Genomic DNA, 19147 nt, shown 5'->3' with positions numbered 1-19147 from the left:
GGTCCCCTCACATCCGGAAGACGCCGAACTGGGGGTCTCCCAGGGGCGCGTTGGCGCACGCGGTCAGGGCCAGGCCCAGGACCTGCCGGGTCTCCATCGGGTCGATCACGCCGTCGTCCCAGAGGCGGGCCGTCGCGTAGTAAGCGTTCCCCTGATGTTCGTACTGCGCACGGATCGGGGCCTTGAAGGCGTCCTCGTCCCCGGCCGGCCACTCCTCGCCGCGCGCCTCCAGCTGGTCCCGCTTGACCGTGGCGAGCACCGAGGCGGCCTGCTCGCCGCCCATCACCGAGATCTTGGCGTTGGGCCACATCCACAGGAACCGGGGCGAGTACGCCCGCCCGCACATCGAGTAGTTGCCCGCCCCGTACGACCCGCCGACCACGACCGTCAGCTTCGGCACCCGGGTGCAGGCGACCGCCGTGACCATCTTGGCGCCGTGCTTGGCGATGCCGCCCGCCTCGTAGTCCCGGCCCACCATGAAGCCCGAGATGTTCTGCAGGAACACCAGCGGGATGCCGCGCTGGTCGCACAGCTCGATGAAGTGGGCGCCCTTCTGGGCGGACTCGGAGAACAGGATGCCGTTGTTGGCGACGATCCCCACCGGGTGGCCGTGGATCCGGGCGAAGCCGGTGACCAGGGTCTGCCCGAACTCCGACTTGAACTCGGCGAAGCGGGAGCCGTCCACGACCCGCGCGATGATCTCGCGCACGTCGTAGGGGGTGCGGGAGTCGACCGGCACCGCCCCGTACAGCCCCGCCGGGTCCACCTTGGGCTCCGCGGCCGGCTCGACGCCCCAGGGGAGGGAGCCGCGCGCGGGGAGCGTGGAGACGATGGTGCGGACGATCCTGAGCGCGTGCGCGTCGTCCTCCGCGAGGTGGTCGGTCACACCCGACACCCGCGAGTGCACCTCGCCGCCGCCCAGCTCCTCCGCCGTGACCACCTCGCCGGTGGCCGCCTTCACCAGCGGGGGACCGCCGAGGAAGATCGTGCCCTGGCCGCGCACGATGACCGCCTCGTCGCTCATCGCCGGGACGTACGCGCCGCCCGCCGTGCACGAGCCGAGCACCGCCGCGATCTGCGGGATGCCGGCGCCGGACATCCGGGCCTGGTTGTAGAAGATCCGCCCGAAGTGGTCGCGGTCCGGGAAGACCTCGTCCTGCATCGGCAGGAAGGCGCCGCCCGAGTCGACCAGGTAGACGCAGGGCAGCCGGTTGTCGAGGGCCACCTCCTGGGCGCGCAGGTGCTTCTTCACCGTCATCGGGTAGTAGGTGCCGCCCTTGACGGTGGCGTCGTTGGCCACGACCACGCACTCCCGGCCGCTGACCCGGCCGATCCCGGCGATCACCCCGGCCGCCGGGGCCTGCCCCTCGTACAGCCCGTCGGCCGCCAGCGGGGCCAGCTCCAGGAAGGGCGAGCCGGGGTCGAGGAGGGTGTCCACCCGGTCGCGCGGGAGCAGTTTCCCGCGCGCGGTGTGCCGCGCCCGCGCCCGCTCGCCGCCGCCGAGCGCGGCGGCGGCGAGCTTGCCGCGCAGCTCCTCGACGAGCGCGCGGTGCGCCTCCTCGTTGGCCCGAAAGGCCTCGGACGCGGGATCGGCCGCGCTGTGAAGCTCCGGTGCCTCATGCATCCTGCGGGTCCCCTCACCTTGTTAATGAGCGTTAACGCATTTCCTCCAGGTTAACGACCGCTAACCTCGCTGTCTAGAATCGTCTTCATGGCCACCAGAACCGACGCCCCCACCCGCCGCGAGCAGATCCTCAAGGAGGCCGCCCGGCTCTTCGCCGAGCGCGGTTTCCACGGTGTCGGGGTCGACGAGATAGGCGCCGCGGTCGGCATCAGCGGACCCGGGCTCTACCGGCACTTCCCGGGCAAGGACGCGATGCTCGCGGAACTGCTGGTGGGGATCAGCGGCCAGCTGCTGACCGGCGCGAAGCGGCGCCTGCAGGAGGCCGACGGCGCGGCGGCCCCCGAGGCGGTCCTCGACTCGCTGATCGAGGGGCACATCGACTTCGCTCTCGACGACCGCCCGCTCATCACCCTGCACGACCGTGAGCTGGACCGCCTGCGGGACACCGACCGCAAGCTGGTCCGCCAGCTGCAGCGGCAGTACGTCGAGCTGTGGGTCGGGGTGGTGCGCGAGCTGTACCCGGAGCTGGCCGAGCCGGCCGCCCGCTCGGCGGTCCACTCGGTGTTCGGCCTGCTCAACTCCACTCCGCACCTGACCCGCCCCGGCTCGCTGCCCGGCCGCGCGGGGACCGCCGAGCTGCTGCACCGGATGGCCCGCGGGGCGTTCGCGGCGGCGGGCGCGCGATGACCCCGGGGGAGTGACGAGGGTTACGGGGCGGGGGCCCTGGACGGCTGTGGATACTCGCCGGTACCTTTGATCTGAGCAAGCGCTTAGACATGCCCGGGTTATGGAGGTGGCGGACAGTGCGCCGTACGGTTTTCAACGAGGATCACGAGGCGTTCCGGGAGACGATCCGCGCCTTCATCGAGGCCGAGGTCGTGCCCGTCTACGACGAGTGGTTCGCGGCGGGCCAGGCGCCCCGCGACTTCTACTACAAGCTCGGTGAGCTGGGCATCTTCGGCATCAGCGTGCCCGAGGAGTTCGGCGGCGCGGGCATGGACACCCACAAGTTCGAGGCCGTCCTCTACGAGGAGACCGCCCGCGCCGGCGTCCAGTTCGGCGGCTCCGGCGTGCACGTGCTGCTCGCCCTGCCGTACCTCAAGATGCTCGCCACCGACGAGCAGAAGAAGCGCTTCCTGCCGAAGTTCGTCTCCGGCGAGGAGATGTGGGCCATCGCGATGACCGAGCCGGGCACCGGCTCCGACCTCGCGGGCATGAAGACCACCGCCAAGCTCAGCGAGGACGGCACGCACTACGTCCTCAACGGCGCCAAGACCTTCATCACCGGCGGCGTCCACGCCGACAAGGTGATCGTCTGCGCCCGCACCGCCGCCCCGACGGCCGAGGACCGCCGCCACGGCATCTCGCTGTTCGCCGTGGACACCAAGTCCGAGGGCTACTCCGTCGGCCGCAAGCTCGACAAGCTCGGCCTGAAGACCTCCGACACCGCCGAGCTGGCGTTCGTCGACGTCAAGGTCCCCGTCGAGGACCTGCTCGGCGAGGAGAACAAGGGCTTCTACTACCTCGGCCACAACCTGGCCTCCGAGCGCTGGGGCATAGCCTTCGGCGCCTACGCCCAGGCCAAGGCCGCCGTCCGGTTCGCCAAGCAGTACGTGCAGGAGCGCACCGTCTTCGGCAAGCCGGTCGCCCACTTCCAGAACACCAAGTTCGAGCTGGCCGCCTGCCAGGCCGAGGTGGACGCCGCCGAGGCCGTCGCCGACCGCGCCACCGAGGCCCTGGACGCCGGCGAGCTCACCCCCGCCGAGGCCGCCTCCGCCAAGCTGTTCTGCACCGAGGTGGCGCACCGTGTCATCGACCGCTGCCTCCAGCTGCACGGCGGCTACGGCTACATGAACGAGTACCCGATCGCCCGCCTGTACGCGGACAACCGCGTCAACCGCATCTACGGCGGCACCAGCGAGATCATGAAGTCGATCATCGCCAAGGACATGGGGCTGTAAGGTCCCGGAAATCCCTGCCGTATACAACTGACCTCATGAGTCAGGCACTCCAGGATCTCCTCGATCTGCTCGACCTCGAGCAGATCGAGGAGAACATCTTCCGCGGCCGGTCGCGCTCCGCCGTCGTCCCCCGCGTCTTCGGCGGGCAGGTCGCCGCGCAGGCGCTCGTCGCCGCCGGGCGGACCGTCCCCGAGGACCGGCCCGCCCACTCCCTGCACGCGTACTTCCTGCGCCCCGGCGACCCCGGCGCTCCGATCGTCTACACCGTCGACCGGATCCGCGACGGCCGCTCCTTCACCACCCGGCGGGTGGTCGCGGTCCAGCACGGAAAGCCGATCTTCCACCTCTCGGCGTCCTTCCAGACGTACGAGGAGGGCCTGGACCACCAGGAGCCGATGCCGCCGTCCCCCGACCCGGAGACGCTGCCCACCTCGGAGGAACGGCTGCGCGGCTACTCCCACCTCGCCCCCGAGGTCGTGGAACGCTTCCTCGAGGCCCGTGCCGCCGTCGACCTTCGCTACGTCGACGAGCCGCCCTACGGCCGCTTCGGCGAGCCCCGCGAACCCCACTCCCAGGTGTGGTTCCGCACCAACGGCAAGCTCGCGGACGACCCCCTGCTGCACGTCGTCCTCGCCACGTACGTCTCCGACATGACGCTGCTCGACTCCGTCCTCCTCGCCCACGGGCGCGGCGGCTGGGCCGTCGGCGACGTCGTCGGCGCGTCCCTGGACCACGCCATGTGGTTCCACCGCCCGTTCCGCGCCGACGAGTGGCTGCTGTACGACCAGCAGTCCCCGTCCGCCCACGGCGGCCGGGGTCTGGGCCAGGCCCGCATCCACACCCGCGACGGCCGCCTCGCGGTCACGGTCATCCAGGAGGGCGTGGTCCGCGTCCCGCGGTGACCGTTCAGACGAGCCCCGCCTCCGTCAGCAGGTAGGCCGTCATCGGGTCGTAGTGGCGGGGGCTGGTGACGTGGTCGTCGAGGGGGACCGTGACCTGGACGGTGCCCTCGGACTCGGCGACGAAGAGGGCCGGGTCGTTGCAGTCGGCGTAGCCGACGGAGTCGACGCCGTGCTGTCCGGCGTACCCCGCCCAGCCGTGGTCGGCGACGACCAGGTCCGGCAGCGGGCGGCCCGCGCGCTCCAGCGCCGTCAGGATCGCCTTCATCGGCTCGCCGGAGTGCGTGTGCCAGAGCGTGGCGCCGTGCTCCAGCACCGCCACGTCCGCGAACTGCATCACATAGCCCTCGTCCGTGGTCAGCCCGTCCGGGATGACCACGATCTCGCAGCCGGCCGCCCGCAGCGCGTCGGCCGTCGCCCGGTGCACGTCCAGCAGCCCGCCCGGGTGGCCGGTCGCGAACAGCACCCGCTGCTGCCCGTCCGCCGCCTTGCGCAGCCGCCCGGCCATGCGCTCGAGCCCGGCGACCGTCAGCTCCGGGTCGATGGTGTCCTGCCCGTACCGGTGCTCGGGATCGTCGTTGACGCCGACCCGTTCCGCCATCACCGCGAGCACGTCCTGCTCGTCGGTCCAGCGGTCGCCGAGTTCCAGGCCGAGCCAGAAGTGGCGGTCGCCGTTCGCCAGCTTGCGGTAGTGGGAGAGGTTGTTCTCGCGCGGCGTGGCGACATCGCCCGCGATGCGCGTGGCGACGAGGTGTTCGAGGAGTTCGGCGCGGCTGGGTGTCCCGGGTATCGGCATGCCCCCCATTGTGAGGCAGCGCACTGTGGGCGTCCCTGGCGTATCGCGCGCTGGGACGTGCGTCACGTACTCAGCCGACTCCGTACGGCTACTCAGTGCCCGCCGGTACGGCTCAGGTGCGCCGCAGCGCGAACCACAGCTCCATCCGCACGTCCGGGTCGTCCAGGTCCGCGTCCAGCAGGGCCGCGCACCGGGCGATCCGCTGCCGCACGGTGTTGCGGTGCACGGACAGGGCCACCGCCGTACGGTCCCAGCTGCCGTGCAGGGAGAGCCAGGTGCGCAGGGTGTCGGTGAGTGCGGGGGTGGCTATCGGGGCGAGCAGCGACCGGGCGTGGGCGTCCGCGTCGTGCGGCGGGACGAGGTCGGCCAGGGCGGGGCGGTCGCCGTGCCGCAGCAGCCGGGTGCGGGTGGCGCGGGCGCGGGCCAGGGCGCGGGCGGCCTGGGTGTCGGCGGCCGGCCAGTCCTCCGGGGCGACGGCGGTGCTGACGCCCAGGGTCCAGCCGGGCAGTGGCTCCACGGGGTGGTCGGCGGGCACCAGGACCCGTACGGTCTCGCCCGCCGGGTCCACCAGGGCGGACCCCAGGGCCGTGCCCAGCGCGGCGGCGGCGAGGGGGTCCGGGGGTGCCTGGCCGTCCGGGCGGGCGTGCACCATGTGCCACCGCTCCGCGCCGAGCAGGGGGGCCACGTCCGGGGGCGGGGTGCCGAGGAGCAGGCGTACGAGTGCGGACGATCTGGCTGTTGCGGTGCTGCTCTGGAGCTGGCCGGTGAGGAGGGTGAGCAGGGCGGCCGCCACGGAGGCGATGGTGTGGTCGCCGGGGGTGCGGTGGGGGGTGGCCACGGCGAGGACGAAGCCGTGGCCTGTGCCGAGGGCGTAGGCGGCGAGGTGGGTGCCGTCGACTGTGTCGCTGGCGGAGGTGGGGGTGGGGGGCGCCTGCCGGTGCTCGCCGGGGGTGGGTGTCGCTTGCCGGTGCTTTCCGGGCGCAGCTGCGCCCACCCGTGCCGCCCCAGCGGCACGACTGCCCGCAGCTGCGGCGGCACGACTGCCCGCAGCTGCGGCGGCACGACTGCCCGCGGCTGCGGCGGGAGGGCTGCCTACGGCCGCGGGGGGAGGGCTGCCCGCGGCCGGGGTGGTGGGGTCGGAGGGGCGTAGTGCCTGGGTCAGGTTGGTGAGGGCATGGTGGGCGGTTGGGGGTGGAGGGGGGCCCGAGGCGGCGAGTTCGGTGGTGTCCGGGGCGTAGAGGGCGGCCCAGCCGTTGAGCCGCTGGGCCAGCCGGCGGAGTACCGGACGGAGCGGGTCGGGGCGTGTCGCCGCCGCGGCGAGGCTCTGCTGGGCCTCCGTGACCCGGCGCAGCTCCGCCAGCCGGGCCTGCGCCATCAGCTGCCAGACCGCCCGCGCCACCGCCGAGAAGGTGGTCCGGGGCGGCACCTCCAGCAGCGGCAGCCCGTGCATCTCGCACGCCTCCACCAGCGCCTTGGGCACCGCCTCGTGCACCGGCGCCACGCCGAACCCGAGCGCCGCCCCGCCCGCCGCCACGATCCGTGAGACGTAGGCGTCGAAATACCCCGGCCCCGCCCCCTCCGGGATGTGCACCCCCGCCGACAGCAGCAGCTCACCGCCCAGCAGGTACGGATACGGGTCCGCCATCTCGGAGGCGTGCGCCCAGCGGATGACGGTGCCGGGGTCGTCGGGCCCGGCGATCCGGCGCAGTCCGAGGTCCTCGCGCGCCAGGAGCGCCTGCAGGTGCACGGGTGGCGTGGGCGGAACCGTGGGGTCCGTCATGCTGGACACTTCCTCCAGTCCGTGCGGCGGGAATGGAGGAAACGTACACTTCGCAGATGCTTTCCGCCCCTCTATGGTCGGGACAGAGCGGCAGCCCGCGCGTGCGGGCGGATGGATGCGCCGAGGCGAAGAGCAGGAAAGAAGGCAGCCCCCATGAGCAGTAACGAGACGCCCCGCGGTCCCGTCGACTCCTCCCGCGTCCCCCGCTACGCGGGCCCCGCGACCTTCGCCCGGCTGCCCCGCCTCGACGAGGTGGGCCGCGCCGACGTCGCCGTGGTGGGCGTGCCGTTCGACTCGGGCGTCTCCTACCGGCCGGGCGCCCGCTTCGGCGGCAACGCCATCCGTGAGGCGTCCCGGCTGCTGCGCCCCTACAACCCCGCGCAGGACGCCTCGCCCTTCGCCCTCGCCCAGGTCGCGGACGGCGGCGACATCGCCGTGAACCCGTTCAACATCAACGAGGCCGTGGAGACGGTCGAGGCCGCCGCCGACGACCTCCTCGGCACCGGCGCCCGGCTGATGACCCTCGGCGGCGACCACACCATCGCCCTGCCGCTGCTCCGCTCGGTCGCGAAGAAGCACGGCCCGGTCGCCCTGCTCCACTTCGACGCCCACCTGGACACCTGGGACACCTACTTCGGCGCCGAGTACACCCACGGCACCCCGTTCCGCCGGGCCGTGGAGGAGGGAATCCTCGACACTTCCGCCCTCTCCCACGTCGGCACCCGCGGCCCGCTCTACGGCAAGCAGGACCTCACCGACGACGAGAAGATGGGCTTCGGCATCGTCACCTCCGCGGACGTCTACCGCCGGGGCGCCGACGAGGTCGCCGACCAGCTGCGTCAGCGCATCGGCGACCGCCCGCTGTACATCTCCATCGACATCGACTGCCTCGACCCGGCGCACGCCCCCGGCACCGGCACCCCCGAGGCCGGCGGCATGACCTCCCGCGAGCTGCTGGAGATCCTGCGCGGGCTGGCCTCGTGCAACCTGGTGTCGGCGGACGTCGTCGAGGTGGCCCCGGCCTACGATCACGCCGAGATCACCTCGGTCGCCGCGTCCCACACGGCGTACGAGCTGACCACGATCATGTCCCGTCAGATTGCGGAGGCCCGCGCGCAGTGACCCACGACCACGACCTGGTGCTCCGCCCGACCGCCGCGCAGACGGAGGCCGCGCTGAATCCTCCGCCCGGGCGCACCGGCGGGGACCTGGTCGTGGAGACCCTGGCCGGGCTCGGCGCGACCACCGTCTTCGGCCTGCCCGGCCAGCACGCCCTCGGCGTGTTCGACGCCCTGCGCCGCTCCGACCTGCGCTATGTCGGCCTGCGGGTGGAGAACAACGCCGCCTTCGCGGCGGACGCCTACGGCCGGATCACCGGCGAGGCCGCCCCGCTCCTGCTGTCCACCGGACCCGGAGCCCTCACCTCCCTGGCCGCGCTCCAGGAGGCCGCCGCGGCCTCCGCGCCCGTCCTGGCGATCAGCAGTCAGGTCCCGACGCCCGGGCTCGGCGGTGGCCGCCACGGCTATCTGCACGAACTCCCCGACCAGGCGGCCTCGTTCCGGGGCGTCGTCAAGTCCGTGCACACCGCGCGCACGGCGTCCCAGATCCCCTCGGCGATCGCCGGGGCCTGGAAGTCGGCGCTGACCGTCCCGCACGGCCCGGTGTGGGTGGAGATCCCGCAGGACGTCCTCCTCGCGGAGACGATGCTGCCGGTGGTGACCGCGATGGACGCCACCCCCGACGAGCTGCCCCCGCGCCCCGAACTCACCGCGCTCGCCGCCCATCTGCTGGCGAACGCCGACCGTCCGGCGATCATCGCGGGCGGGGGAGTGGTCCGCTCGGACGCCTCCGGGAAGCTGAGGCAGCTCGCCGAGCGCCTCCGGGCCCCCGTCGTCACCACCCCCGGCGGCAAGGGCGCCTTCCCCTGGACCCACCCGCTGTCGCTCCAGTCCTGGCTGGAGGACCGGCACACCACCGACTTCCTGGAGGACGCGGACGTCCTCCTCGTCGTCGGCTCGGGCCTCGGCGAACTCTCCTCGAACTACCACACGTTCAGGCCCCGCGGCCGGGTCGTCCAGATCGAGGCCGACCTCGGCAAGCTGGAGTCCAACCACCCGGGCCTCGGCATCCACGCCGACGCCCGGCTCGCGCTCCAGGCGCTCCTCGAGACGGTGCAGCCGCGCGAGGACGCGACGGCGCCCGAGCGGGTACGGGGAGTGCTGGACCGTGTCCGTGAGCGCCTCGCCTCCCAGGAACTCGGCCTGGAGCAGCAGGTGCTGACCGCGGTCCGGCGCGCCCTGCCCACCGGCTCGCCGTCCTTCTGGGACATGACGATCCTGGCCTACTGGGCCTGGTCCGCGTTCGACGCCATGGGCCCCAACCATCTGCACTCCGCGCAGGGCGCCGGCGGCCTCGGCTACGCCTTCCCGGCCGCCCTCGGCGCGGCCGTCGCCGACCCCACCCACCCCGTCCTCGCGGTCTCCGGCGACGGCGGCGCCCCGTACTCGGTCGCCGAACTGGCCACCGCCCGCCAGTACGGCCTCGACGTCACCTGGCTCATCGTCGACGACGGCGGCTACGGCATCCTCCGCGAGTACATGACCGACGCCTTCGGCGAACCCACGGCGACGGAGCTGACCGGCCCCGACTTCGTGGCCCTCGCCGAGTCGTTCGGCGTCCCGGGCCTGCGCACCACCCCCGAGACCCTGGAACGCGACCTCGCCGAGGCGCTGTCCACCCCGGGCCCGGCGGTCGTCGTGCTCCCCGCCGTCCTGCGCATGTTCGCGCCGACGCACCGGGGCTGAGCCGGGCGGATCAGCAGGCGCCCGGGCCCACCCCGTCGATCCGGCCGCCGAAGTCGCCGAGGTAGCGGGAGCGCCAGTCGCCGTTGAAGACGTCACGCCTCTCGACCGGCTGCCAGTTCACGAAGCAGGCCCGGGTGCTCGCCACCACCGAGCCGACGTGGTCGTGCAGGCGGGGCGGCATGTCGCGGTAGCCGCTGCGGGCCGTCCACTCCCAGTAGTCGCCGCCGAAGCCCTCCTTGCTCCAGAAGCACACCGACCCGTCGGGGCAGGACGGGGGCGCGGCGGGCGCGGCGGACGCCGCGTGGGCGGGCAGCAGCAGGGCGGTCAGGGCGAGGACGGCGGCAAGGGACCAGGAACGGGTCTTCACGGCACTCTCCGGCATGGCGTCGCGGACAGGGAATCGCCCCGGCGGACGTGCCGGGGCGATTCCATGGTCACGGCGCGCCGGACCGGTCGCCCCGGTCCGCCGCCCACACCACCTGATGGAGCGAACCCGGGGCCCGGCGGAGCGTTCCCCGCCGGGCGGAGGGCGCGGCCGCGCGGGGCGTGCGCGCCCCCGGAGCACCGGCGCCCGGCGCTACCAGATCGACTCGACCCACTCAGGGTGGTCGATGAACGGGTTCCTGTTGTGCTGGTAGGAGTTGTAGATGACGTCGTTGCGGTTCTTCTCGAAGGCGCTCGGCGGGTCCTGCTCGTGCCACTGCTTCAGGACCGAGAGGCGGCCGTGGTACGGGTTGCTGCCGTTGGTGACGGAGTCGTTGGGCTCCAGGTCCGGCCAGCCGTCGGTGCCCTCGTAGCGGACGGCCATGTAGAGGATCATGCGGGCCACGTCGCCCTTGACGGCGTCGCGGGGCTCGAAGGAGTTCGAGTCGGTCAGGCTGCCGCCGCTGTTGGTGAACGAGCTGCCGCCGTTGTCGAAGTCCTTGTTGCTGCGGATGGAGTTGACCTGGACGTCCTCGGGGCGCAGGTGGTGCAGGTCGGTGCCGGGTCCGGTGGCGGTGCCGAAGTCGCCGTGGGACTTGGCCCACACGTGCTCGCGGTTCCAGTCGCCCACGTCGCCGCCGTTGAGGGACTTGCTGCGGGAGATGCCCGAGTACAGCAGGATCACGTTGTTGCTGTTGTTCGGGTCCTGGTCGGTGACCTTCAGGGCGTTCCAGACCGCCGAGTACGAGATCTTCGTCTGGTCGCTGATGATCGTGTTGAGGGCGTCCTTCAGCGCCGTACCGGTCTTGCCGGTCGCGCCGTCGTAGTACGAGGCGTCGTACGCCGAGGTCGCTGTGGTCGCCGTGGTCGCGGACGTCGCGGACGTCGCGGCGCCGGCGGGCGGCGCGGTCAGCGCCGGGACGGACAGACCTACCAGGACGGCCGAGGTGGCCAGGGCGAGGCTCTTCCAGTGGCGGCGCATGGGTGTCACGGGCATGTGGGGACGTCCGATCTACGCGGGTTGATGGAGTGGCCGCTTGAAGCGTGACATGGACATGTAGGCGTAGGGGTGAAGGAAAGGTGTCGGTCATGTGTCGGTGAGAAGTGACCGGCACAGAGGGCGGCGGATACGACGAGAAACGCCCCCGAACGTTGCGGCGGGATGAAATCCGCCGCTCACCGCGTTGGTGCCTTGCGGCAGATCAGGACGATCGGAGGGCACCCGCGTGACACCGCAACGGGGATGGGCACGGCGACTGGCCGCATACGCGTGGCGTCATCCGAGGGACGTCGTCCTCGCGCTGGGCTCGTCCCTCGGCGGCATGGCCGTGATGGCGCTGGTCCCGCTGATCACCAAGGTGATCATCGACGACGTCATCGGCGCCAAGACCCGGTCCATGACCACCTGGGCCGGCCTCCTCCTCGTCGCCGCCCTCGCCGTCTACGTCCTCACCTACATCCGCCGCTACTACGGCGGCCGGTTCGCCCTCGACGTCCAGCACGACCTGCGCACCGAGATGTACGGGACGATCACCCGGCTCGACGGCAGACGCCAGGACGAGCTGTCCACTGGTCAGGTCGTCGGACGCGCCACCAGCGACCTCCAGCTGATCCAGGGCCTGCTCTTCATGCTGCCGATGACCCTCGGCAACCTCCTGCTGTTCCTGATCTCCCTGGTGATCATGGCGTGGCTGTCGCTGCCCCTGACGGCCGTGGCCGTCGCCGTCGCGCCCGCCCTGTGGTGGATCGCCAAGCGCAGCCGCACCCGGCTGCACCCCTCCACCTGGTACGCGCAGGCGCAGGCGGGAGCCGTCGCCGGCGTGGTCGACGGCGCGGTCGGCGGCGTACGCGTGGTGAAGGGCTTCGGGCAGGAGGCGCAGGAGACCGGCAAGCTGCGCGAGGTCGGACGGCGGCTGTACGCGGGACGGCTGCGCACCATCCGGCTGAACTCGCGCTACACCCCGGCCCTGCAGGCCGTCCCGGCCCTCGGCCAGGTGGCCATGCTGGCGCTCGGCGGCTGGCTCGCGGTGGGCGGGCACATCACGCTGGGCACCTTCGTCGCCTTCTCCACCTACCTCGCCCAGCTCGTCGGCCCGGTCCGGATGCTCGCCGTCGTCCTCACCGTCGGCCAGCAGGCCCGCGCCGGCACCGAACGCGTCCTGGAGCTGATCGACACCGAGCCGTCGCTGACCGACGGCACCAAGGAACTGCCCGCCGACGCGCCCGCGACCGTCGAGTTCGACGACGTCTCCTTCGGCTACGACCCCGGCCGGCCGGTCCTGGACGGCCTCTCCTTCGAGATCCGCCCCGGGGAGACCCTCGCCGTCGTCGGCGCCTCCGGCTCCGGCAAGTCCACCGTCTCCCTGCTGCTGCCGCGCTTCTACGACGTGACGCACGGCGCCGTCCTGGTCGGCGGCCACGACGTGCGCGAGCTGACCACCGAGTCGCTGCGCGCCGCGATCGGGCTGGTGCCCGAGGACTCCTTCCTCTTCTCCGACACCGTGCGCAACAACATCGCCTACGGCCGCCCGGACGCCACCGACGAGCAGATCACCGCCGCCGCCCGCGCGGCCCAGGCGGACCGGTTCATCGCCGAGCTGCCCGACGGCTACGACACCGCCGTCGGCGAGCACGGACTGACCCTCTCCGGCGGCCAGCGCCAGCGCGTCGCCCTGGCCCGCGCCATCCTCACCGACCCGCGCCTGCTGGTCCTGGACGACGCGACCTCCGCCGTGGACGCCCGCGTCGAGCACGAGATCCACGAGGCGCTGAAGAGCGTCATGCGGGGCCGCACCACCCTGCTGATCGCCCACCGCCGCTCCACCCTGAACCTCGCCGACCGCATCGCCGTCCTCGACGACGGCCGCCTCGCCGACCTCGGCACCCACGAGGAGCTGCAGCGGCGCTCCGCCCTCTACCGCAGGCTGCTCACCGACCCCGACGAACTGGGCGGCGTCTCCCCGGGCCACACCCCGCCCGCCGGACCGCGGGAGGAGGACACCTCGGTCCGCGCGGAGCTGGACGCCGAGTTCGACGCCGAACGCGGGGTCACCCCCCATCTGTGGACCGGCGACCGCGAGCCCAAGGACACCGCCCTGGCCGGCGCCCCGGCCACCCCGGAGCTGCTCGCCCAGGTCGCGGCGCTGCCCCCGGCCGTCGACGTCCCCGACGTCGACGAGGAGCGTGCCGTCCGCCCCGAGGACTCCTACGGCCTGCGCCGTCTGCTGCGCGGCTTCCGCACCCCCCTGCTCATCAGCCTCGGCCTGGTCGCCGTCGACGCCGGCATGGGCCTGCTGCTGCCGGTGCTGATCCGGCACGGCATCGACCAGGGCGTCACCCAGGCGGCCCTCGGCGCGGTCTGGGCGGCCTCCCTGCTGGGCCTGGTCACCGTGATCGTCCAGTGGGCGGCGCAGATCGGCGAGACCCGGATGACCGGGCGCACCGGCGAGCGCGTCCTGTACTCGCTGCGGCTGAAGATCTTCGCCCAGCTCCAGCGGCTCGGCCTCGACTACTACGAGCGCGAGCTGACCGGCCGGATCACGACCAGGATGACGACCGACGTCGACGCGCTGTCGACGTTCCTGCAGACCGGCCTGGTCACCGCGTTCGTCTCGGTGGTCACCTTCTTCGGCATCATGGTCGCCCTGCTGGTCCTCGACGTCGGGCTCGCGCTCGTCGTCTTCGCCACGCTGCCCCCGCTGATCATCGGCACCTTCTTCTTCCGCCGGGCCAGCGTGAAGGCGTACGAGCTGGCGCGGGAGCGGGTCTCGGGCGTCAACGCCGATCTGCAGGAGTCGATGTCCGGGCTGCGGATCGTGCAGGCGTTCCGCCGGGAGAGCGACGGCAGGCGCCGGTTCGGCGAGCGCAGCGCGAGCTACCGCAGCGCCCGCATCCGGGGCCAGTGGCTGATCTCGGTGTACTTCCCGTTCGTGCAGTTCCTGTCGTCGGTCGCGGCCGTGGCGGTGCTGGTCGTGGGCGGGGGCCGGGTCGACGACGGGACGCTGGCGATCGGCTCGCTGGTGGCGTACCTGCTCTACATCGACCTGTTCTTCGCCCCGGTGCAGCAGCTCTCCCAGGTCTTCGACGGCTACCAGCAGGCGTCCGTCTCGCTGGGCCGCATCCAGGAGCTGCTGCGCGAGCCGGCCTCCACCCGGCCCGCCGCCGAGCCGCTGGACGTGCCGTCGCTGCGCGGCGAGATCGCCTTCGAGGACGTGCGCTTCGCGTACGGGGACGGCGAGGAGGCGCTCGACGGCATCGACCTCACCATTCCCGCCGGGCAGACCGTCGCCTTCGTCGGCGAGACCGGAGCGGGGAAGTCCACTCTGGTCAAGCTGGTCGCCCGGTTCTACGACCCGACCGGCGGCCGGGTCACCGTCGACGGCACGGACCTGAGGGACCTGGACCTCACCGCCTACCGGCACCGGCTCGGGGTCGTGCCGCAGGAGGCGTACCTCTTCCCGGGCACCCTCCGGGACGCCATCGCCTACGGCCGCCCGGACGCCACCGACGCCGAGGTGGAGGCCGCCGCCCGCGCGGTCGGCGCGCACGACATGATCGCCACGCTGGAGGGCGGCTACCTCCACGAGGTCGCCGAGCGGGGCCGCAACCTGTCCGCCGGACAGCGCCAGCTGATCGCGCTCGCCCGGGCCGAACTCGTCGCCCCGGACGTGCTGCTGCTCGACGAGGCCACCGCCGCGCTGGACCTCGCCACCGAGGCGCAGGTCAACCAGGCGACGGACCGGCTGGCGGGCCGCCGTACGACGCTGGTCGTCGCGCACCGCCTCACCACGGCCGCCCGCGCCGACCGGGTGGTCGTCATGGACCACGGCAGGGTCGCGGAGGACGGCACGCACGACGAACTGCTCCGGCTCGACGGCAAGTACGCCGCGCTGTGGCGGACGTTCATAGGGGAGGACGTCCCGGCGCCCGCGTGAGAGACCGTCCGGGCACGCAACCATCCGGCATACGTCAGGCGTCCGTACACGCGTACGCCGCCTGGCGCGGCAGACGCCGTAGCCGTACGGGAGGACGACTGTGGGCAGTGGAGCGATACGCCGGCGATTCTCGCTCGGCCTCGCGGTGGTGACCGCCGCGGGGCTGCTCGCCGTCGCCGCGCCGGGCGACGCGCACGCCGCCGCCTCCTGCGCCGGGCGCAAGGTGCGCACGCTGCCCTTCTCCACCGGCTCGGTGGTGGTCTACAAGCGGGGCGGCTACGTCTGCGCCGTCACCCTCGCCAAGAAGCCCGGCACCAAGCGGAAGATGTCGGTGAGCGTCCGGGCGCGCGGTGGCCGCCCGGTCGTCGACGAGGGCAACTTCAAGCACCACGCCGGTCCGGTGACCGTGCACGCCGGGCGCCGCTGCGTGTGGGTGAAGGGCAGGGTCGGCGGAGGGTCCGTCAGCTCCGGCTGGATCCTGTGCTGACAGCCTTACGCCGACGGCCCCTTGACCGAGGGTTATCCCCATGTCCCCTGTTGCCGCGGTGACCTGATCGGATAGCTTCCGGCGCACATCTGTCTCACAGGGGAGTGCGCATGCGCAAGGCGCTCAGATGGCTGCTGGCGCTCACGGTGCTCATAGGCACACTGAGTACGGCCGGGGCGGCCACCGCCGCCGAGCCGGAGGCCACCGGCACCACTGACATCAAGGAGAGGCTGCTCTCCGTACCGGGGATGAGCCTGATCGAGGAGAAGCCGTACACCGGGTACCGCTTCTTCGTCCTCAACTACACCCAGCCGGTCGACCACCGCAGGCCCTCCAAGGGCACGTTCGAGCAGCGGATCACCGTGCTGCACAAGGACACCGCGCGGCCGACCGTCTTCTACACCGGCGGCTACAGCGTCTCCACGACGCCCCGCCGCTCCGAGCCGACCCAGATCGTGGACGGCAACCAGATCTCCATGGAGTACCGCTTCTTCACGCCGTCCCGGCCCGAGCCGGCCGACTGGTCGAAGCTGGACATCTGGCAGGCCGCCAGCGACCAGCACCGCATCTTCACCGCGCTGAAGAAGATCTACTCCCAGAACTGGATCTCCACCGGCGGCTCCAAGGGCGGCATGACCGCCACGTACTACGAGCGCTTCTACCCCCGCGACATGGACGGCGTGGTCGCCTACGTGGCGCCCAACGACGTGGTGAACAAGGAGGACTCGGCCTACGACCGGTTCTTCGCGGGCGTCGGCACCAAGGAGTGCCGCGACCGGCTGAACGGGGTGCAGCGCGAGGCGCTGGTGCGCCGGGCGCCGCTGGAGAAGAAGTACGAGGCGTACGCCGCCGAGAACGGCTACACCTTCGACACCATCGGCAGCCTGGACCGCGCGTACGAGGCCGTCGTCCTCGACTACGTGTGGGGCTTCTGGCAGTACAGCACCGTCGCCGACTGCGCGGACATCCCGGCGGACGCCAGGAACGCGACCGACGAGGAGATCTGGACCTCGGTCGACACGATCTCCGGCTTCTCGTTCTACACGGATCAGGGCCTCAGCCCGTACACGCCGTACTACTACCAGGCCGGTACGCAGCTGGGCGCCCCGACGATCCAGTTCCCGCACATCGAGAAGAAGTACGTCCGCTACGGCTACCAGCCGCCGCGCAACTTCGTGCCGCGCTCGATCGACATGAGGTTCCAGCCGTCGGTCATGCGGGACGTCGACACCTGGGTCCGGCACAACGCCCGGCAGATGCTGTTCGTGTACGGCGAGAACGACCCGTGGGGCGCCGAGCCGTTCCGCGTCGGGCACGGCGCGCGCGACTCCTACGTGTTCACCGCGCCCGGCATGAACCACGGCGCGAACGTGGCCGGTCTGGTCGCCGACGAGAAGGCGTTCGCCACCGCCCGCATCCTCGACTGGGCTGATGTCGCCCCGGCGAAGGTGCAGGAGAACCCGGCGGCGGCGAAGCCGCTGGCGAAGTTCGACGCCAAGCTGGACAAGCGGGACGTCGAGCGGGAGCGGACGCTGCGTCCGTAGCAGGGGCGGGGCGGCACTACACCGGGCGGGCGCAGCCCACCGGTGAGGCGCCGCCGAGCCGCACGTAGAGGGCCGTGGACGCCGGGCAATCCGACCGGTCGTCCACGGCCTTCGTCACCTTGAACTCCGGTTTCCGCTCGGCGCCGCCGTCGCAGGCCGTTTCGCGGACCCGGCCGTCGCCCAGGTCGTAGACGCAGTCGCCGACGATGGTGCGCGGCCCGCCCCCGCCGCCCGGGTCGCCGGGGTGCGGCGGCTGGAGATGGCGCATGCAGGCGTAGCCGCGCGGCACCACGCCGTCGCCGTCCTCGTCGGAGGAGGGGTGCTGCTCGCTGATGTGCAGCACGAAGTCCGTGGTCGCCGGGCAGCGCGGCCCGTCGCGGGCGGTGCCGTCGTGACGGGCGATCACGCGGGCCGCGGCACGCTCACCGGCGCAGGACGCCTCGGTGAAGCTGGTACGGCCGAAGGAGCTGCACTCGTCGACCCCGAGGAACTCCGCCCCGTACCCGGACGGCCTGACCGCCTCCGGTGTCACCTTCGCCGTCTCCCCGCTCGCGCGCCCGCGCTCCTCGGCCGCGCCGCCCGGTGCGCTCTGGCAGCCGGTGAGCAGCGCCGCGCCCACCGCCGCGAGCGTGGCCGGCGCCACCCACCTGGTTCTCACACGCATCGTCGACCCCCTGGCAGACCCCCGGTCCAGTGTGGCCGGTCGATCACGGGACACGCCGGACATGTGGGATGGTTCGCTCGTATGGGGTCGGTCGGCCCGCGCGGGTGACGTACCGGTTCTACGCCCGCCCGGCCAGGCGGGGGCGTGTGCGCGAGCCGCCGGGGTCAGCCCAGCCAGTGGTGCTCGGCCTCGTCGAGCCGTCCGGCGCGGAGGGCGTCGCGGCTGATCAACCAGCTGATGTCGCCGTCCATCCAGTCGTACTGGAGCGCCTCCATGTTGAAGGTCGCGAGGTGCAACAGCGGCTGTCCGGGCAGCTCCCGCCACGCCCGGTCGTAGACCTCGTCGAACCGCTCCGGGGCGTCCCTGAGTTCGAGGACCGCCTCCTCCCGCAGGCGCTGGAACGCGTCGGTGCTCTTGTCCCAGCTGCGGTGGACGTTCCGCTGCACTCCCCGCAGTTTGTCGGTGCTGTTGTCCATGGCCGGCCTGACGCCGACCTTGGCGGCGTACTCCTCGACGGCGGCCTCTAGCCGAGCGTGCCACTCGGCCTCTTCGCCTTCCGCCTCGCCCCAGATGCCCCCGTGGTCCTCGCCGATGAGCCAGGCGTGGGCGTCCCAGGCGTCGTCACGGGAGGCGACCATGGCCCAGCGGTCCAGCACCCTGTGGGAGGACCCGAACTGCAGGTCCAGTTCGCTCGGGACGGGTACCGGGCGCACGGTCGTCTCGATCCCGGGCGGTATGTGGAGCGCCTTGCCGCCGCCGGCGTCCGACCAGGTGAACAGCAGGAGGTGCCCCTCCCGTGGGAGCCCGTCGTCGAAGAGGGTCCGGGGCACCGCCGCGAGGTCGAAGGACGCGACGAAGATGTCGCCCATCTCCCACTCCACGTCCAGGGGCAGCGCCGGCGCCCCTCCGATGTGACCGATCACCCGGTCGCCGGGCCGGACGCTCTCCGGGGCCTTCCAGTCGAAGTGCACCGCCGGCTCCATGCTCCACAGCAGGCGGGTGATGGCGTCGTCGGACACCCCGTGCCGCCGGGCGAAGGCGCGGAAGGCGCTGCTGCGGGACGTCTGCCCCACGGGATCGCCGGAGGGGCCGGCGGTGCTGTCCCAGTTGCTCACGATGTCGCTTTCTGCCGGGGGAGCGGTTGACCGGCACCGCGCGGACGTGGCCCGGTGCCCGGTCAACACGCTAGAGCAGGTATCTGACAACGCCCTCGTCGCCAACTGCCCCGTCA

Annotated in this window: 15 protein-coding genes; 8 read left to right on the top strand and 7 right to left on the bottom strand. The window is 72.4% G+C overall.

All coding sequences use genetic code 11. The annotated features are described in order from the left end of the window. Positions 1-7 precede the first annotated feature (7 nt). A complete protein-coding gene (locus CNQ36_RS12665; RefSeq protein ID WP_004931133.1) occupies positions 8-1624 on the bottom strand; it encodes a carboxyl transferase domain-containing protein in 1617 nt (538 codons plus the stop codon). Between the two features lie 87 nt (positions 1625-1711). On the opposite strand from CNQ36_RS12665, the gene CNQ36_RS12660 reads away from it, so the two are divergent. From CNQ36_RS12660 to tesB, 3 genes are all read left to right on the top strand, one after another. Next, positions 1712-2311 (top strand): SACE_7040 family transcriptional regulator, encoded by a 600-nt coding sequence (locus tag CNQ36_RS12660; protein ID WP_004931137.1) that lies wholly within the window; start codon positions 1712-1714, stop codon positions 2309-2311. Positions 2312-2427: 116 nt separating this feature from the next. Then, positions 2428-3585: an acyl-CoA dehydrogenase family protein gene (locus tag CNQ36_RS12655; RefSeq protein ID WP_004931138.1), complete on the top strand. Its 1158-nt coding sequence runs from the start codon at positions 2428-2430 to the stop codon at positions 3583-3585. A gap of 35 nt (positions 3586-3620) precedes the next feature. Beyond that, a complete protein-coding gene (gene tesB, locus CNQ36_RS12650; protein ID WP_121546072.1) occupies positions 3621-4487 on the top strand; it encodes an acyl-CoA thioesterase II in 867 nt (288 codons plus the stop codon). Positions 4488-4491: 4 nt separating this feature from the next. Here the strand turns inward: tesB and CNQ36_RS12645 are convergent, their stop codons facing one another. Both CNQ36_RS12645 and CNQ36_RS12640 read right to left on the bottom strand, forming a co-directional pair. After that, positions 4492-5280 (bottom strand): phosphatase, encoded by a 789-nt coding sequence (locus CNQ36_RS12645; RefSeq protein ID WP_004931141.1) that lies wholly within the window; start codon positions 5278-5280, stop codon positions 4492-4494. A gap of 112 nt (positions 5281-5392) precedes the next feature. Continuing rightward, complete coding sequence (locus CNQ36_RS12640) at positions 5393-7060, bottom strand: PucR family transcriptional regulator (RefSeq protein ID WP_121546071.1); 1668 nt, start codon at positions 7058-7060, stop codon at positions 5393-5395. Positions 7061-7213: 153 nt separating this feature from the next. On the opposite strand from CNQ36_RS12640, the gene speB reads away from it, so the two are divergent. Together speB and CNQ36_RS12630 are read left to right on the top strand one after the other, a co-directional pair. After that, entirely contained in the window at positions 7214-8182 is a 969-nt protein-coding gene (speB, locus tag CNQ36_RS12635) for an agmatinase (RefSeq protein WP_004931144.1), read from the top strand. Continuing rightward, on the top strand, positions 8179-9864 hold the full coding sequence (locus tag CNQ36_RS12630) for a thiamine pyrophosphate-binding protein (protein WP_121546070.1): 1686 nt from the start codon (positions 8179-8181) through the stop codon (positions 9862-9864). Before speB ends, CNQ36_RS12630 begins: the two co-directional genes overlap by 4 nt. Positions 9865-9874: 10 nt before the next feature. Here the strand turns inward: CNQ36_RS12630 and CNQ36_RS12625 are convergent, their stop codons facing one another. Beyond that, positions 9875-10231 carry a peptidase inhibitor family I36 protein gene (locus CNQ36_RS12625; RefSeq protein ID WP_228312961.1) on the bottom strand — a complete coding sequence of 119 codons (357 nt, stop codon included), beginning with the start codon at positions 10229-10231 and terminating at the stop codon, positions 9875-9877. A 210-nt stretch (positions 10232-10441) separates the two neighbouring features. After that, positions 10442-11284: an endonuclease I family protein gene (locus CNQ36_RS12620; RefSeq protein WP_121546068.1), complete on the bottom strand. Its 843-nt coding sequence runs from the start codon at positions 11282-11284 to the stop codon at positions 10442-10444. 229 nt (positions 11285-11513) lie between these two features. Between CNQ36_RS12620 and CNQ36_RS12615 the strand changes: the two genes are divergently transcribed. From CNQ36_RS12615 to CNQ36_RS12605, 3 genes are all read left to right on the top strand, one after another. Further along, entirely contained in the window at positions 11514-15221 is a 3708-nt protein-coding gene (locus tag CNQ36_RS12615; protein WP_121546067.1) for an ABC transporter ATP-binding protein, read from the top strand. Between the two features lie 100 nt (positions 15222-15321). Then, entirely contained in the window at positions 15322-15708 is a 387-nt protein-coding gene (locus CNQ36_RS12610; RefSeq protein WP_040907124.1) for a hypothetical protein, read from the top strand. A gap of 110 nt (positions 15709-15818) precedes the next feature. Beyond that, positions 15819-17252, top strand: a complete 1434-nt coding sequence (locus CNQ36_RS12605; protein ID WP_121546066.1) for a S28 family serine protease — start codon at positions 15819-15821, stop codon at positions 17250-17252. Positions 17253-17268: 16 nt separating this feature from the next. Here the strand turns inward: CNQ36_RS12605 and CNQ36_RS12600 are convergent, their stop codons facing one another. Then, positions 17269-17916 carry a hypothetical protein gene (locus CNQ36_RS12600; protein ID WP_121546065.1) on the bottom strand — a complete coding sequence of 216 codons (648 nt, stop codon included), beginning with the start codon at positions 17914-17916 and terminating at the stop codon, positions 17269-17271. 164 nt (positions 17917-18080) lie between these two features. Further along, positions 18081-19031, bottom strand: coding sequence for a YwqG family protein (locus CNQ36_RS12595; RefSeq protein WP_121546064.1), 951 nt, complete (start codon positions 19029-19031; stop codon positions 18081-18083). Between the last annotated feature and the right edge of the window lie 116 nt (positions 19032-19147).

Origin of the sequence: Streptomyces fungicidicus, from assembly GCF_003665435.1 — a bacterium.
GTDB lineage: Bacteria > Actinomycetota > Actinomycetes > Streptomycetales > Streptomycetaceae > Streptomyces > Streptomyces fungicidicus.
Note: the sequence above shows the minus strand (reverse complement) of the source record. Positions and strands in the feature narration are given on the sequence as shown.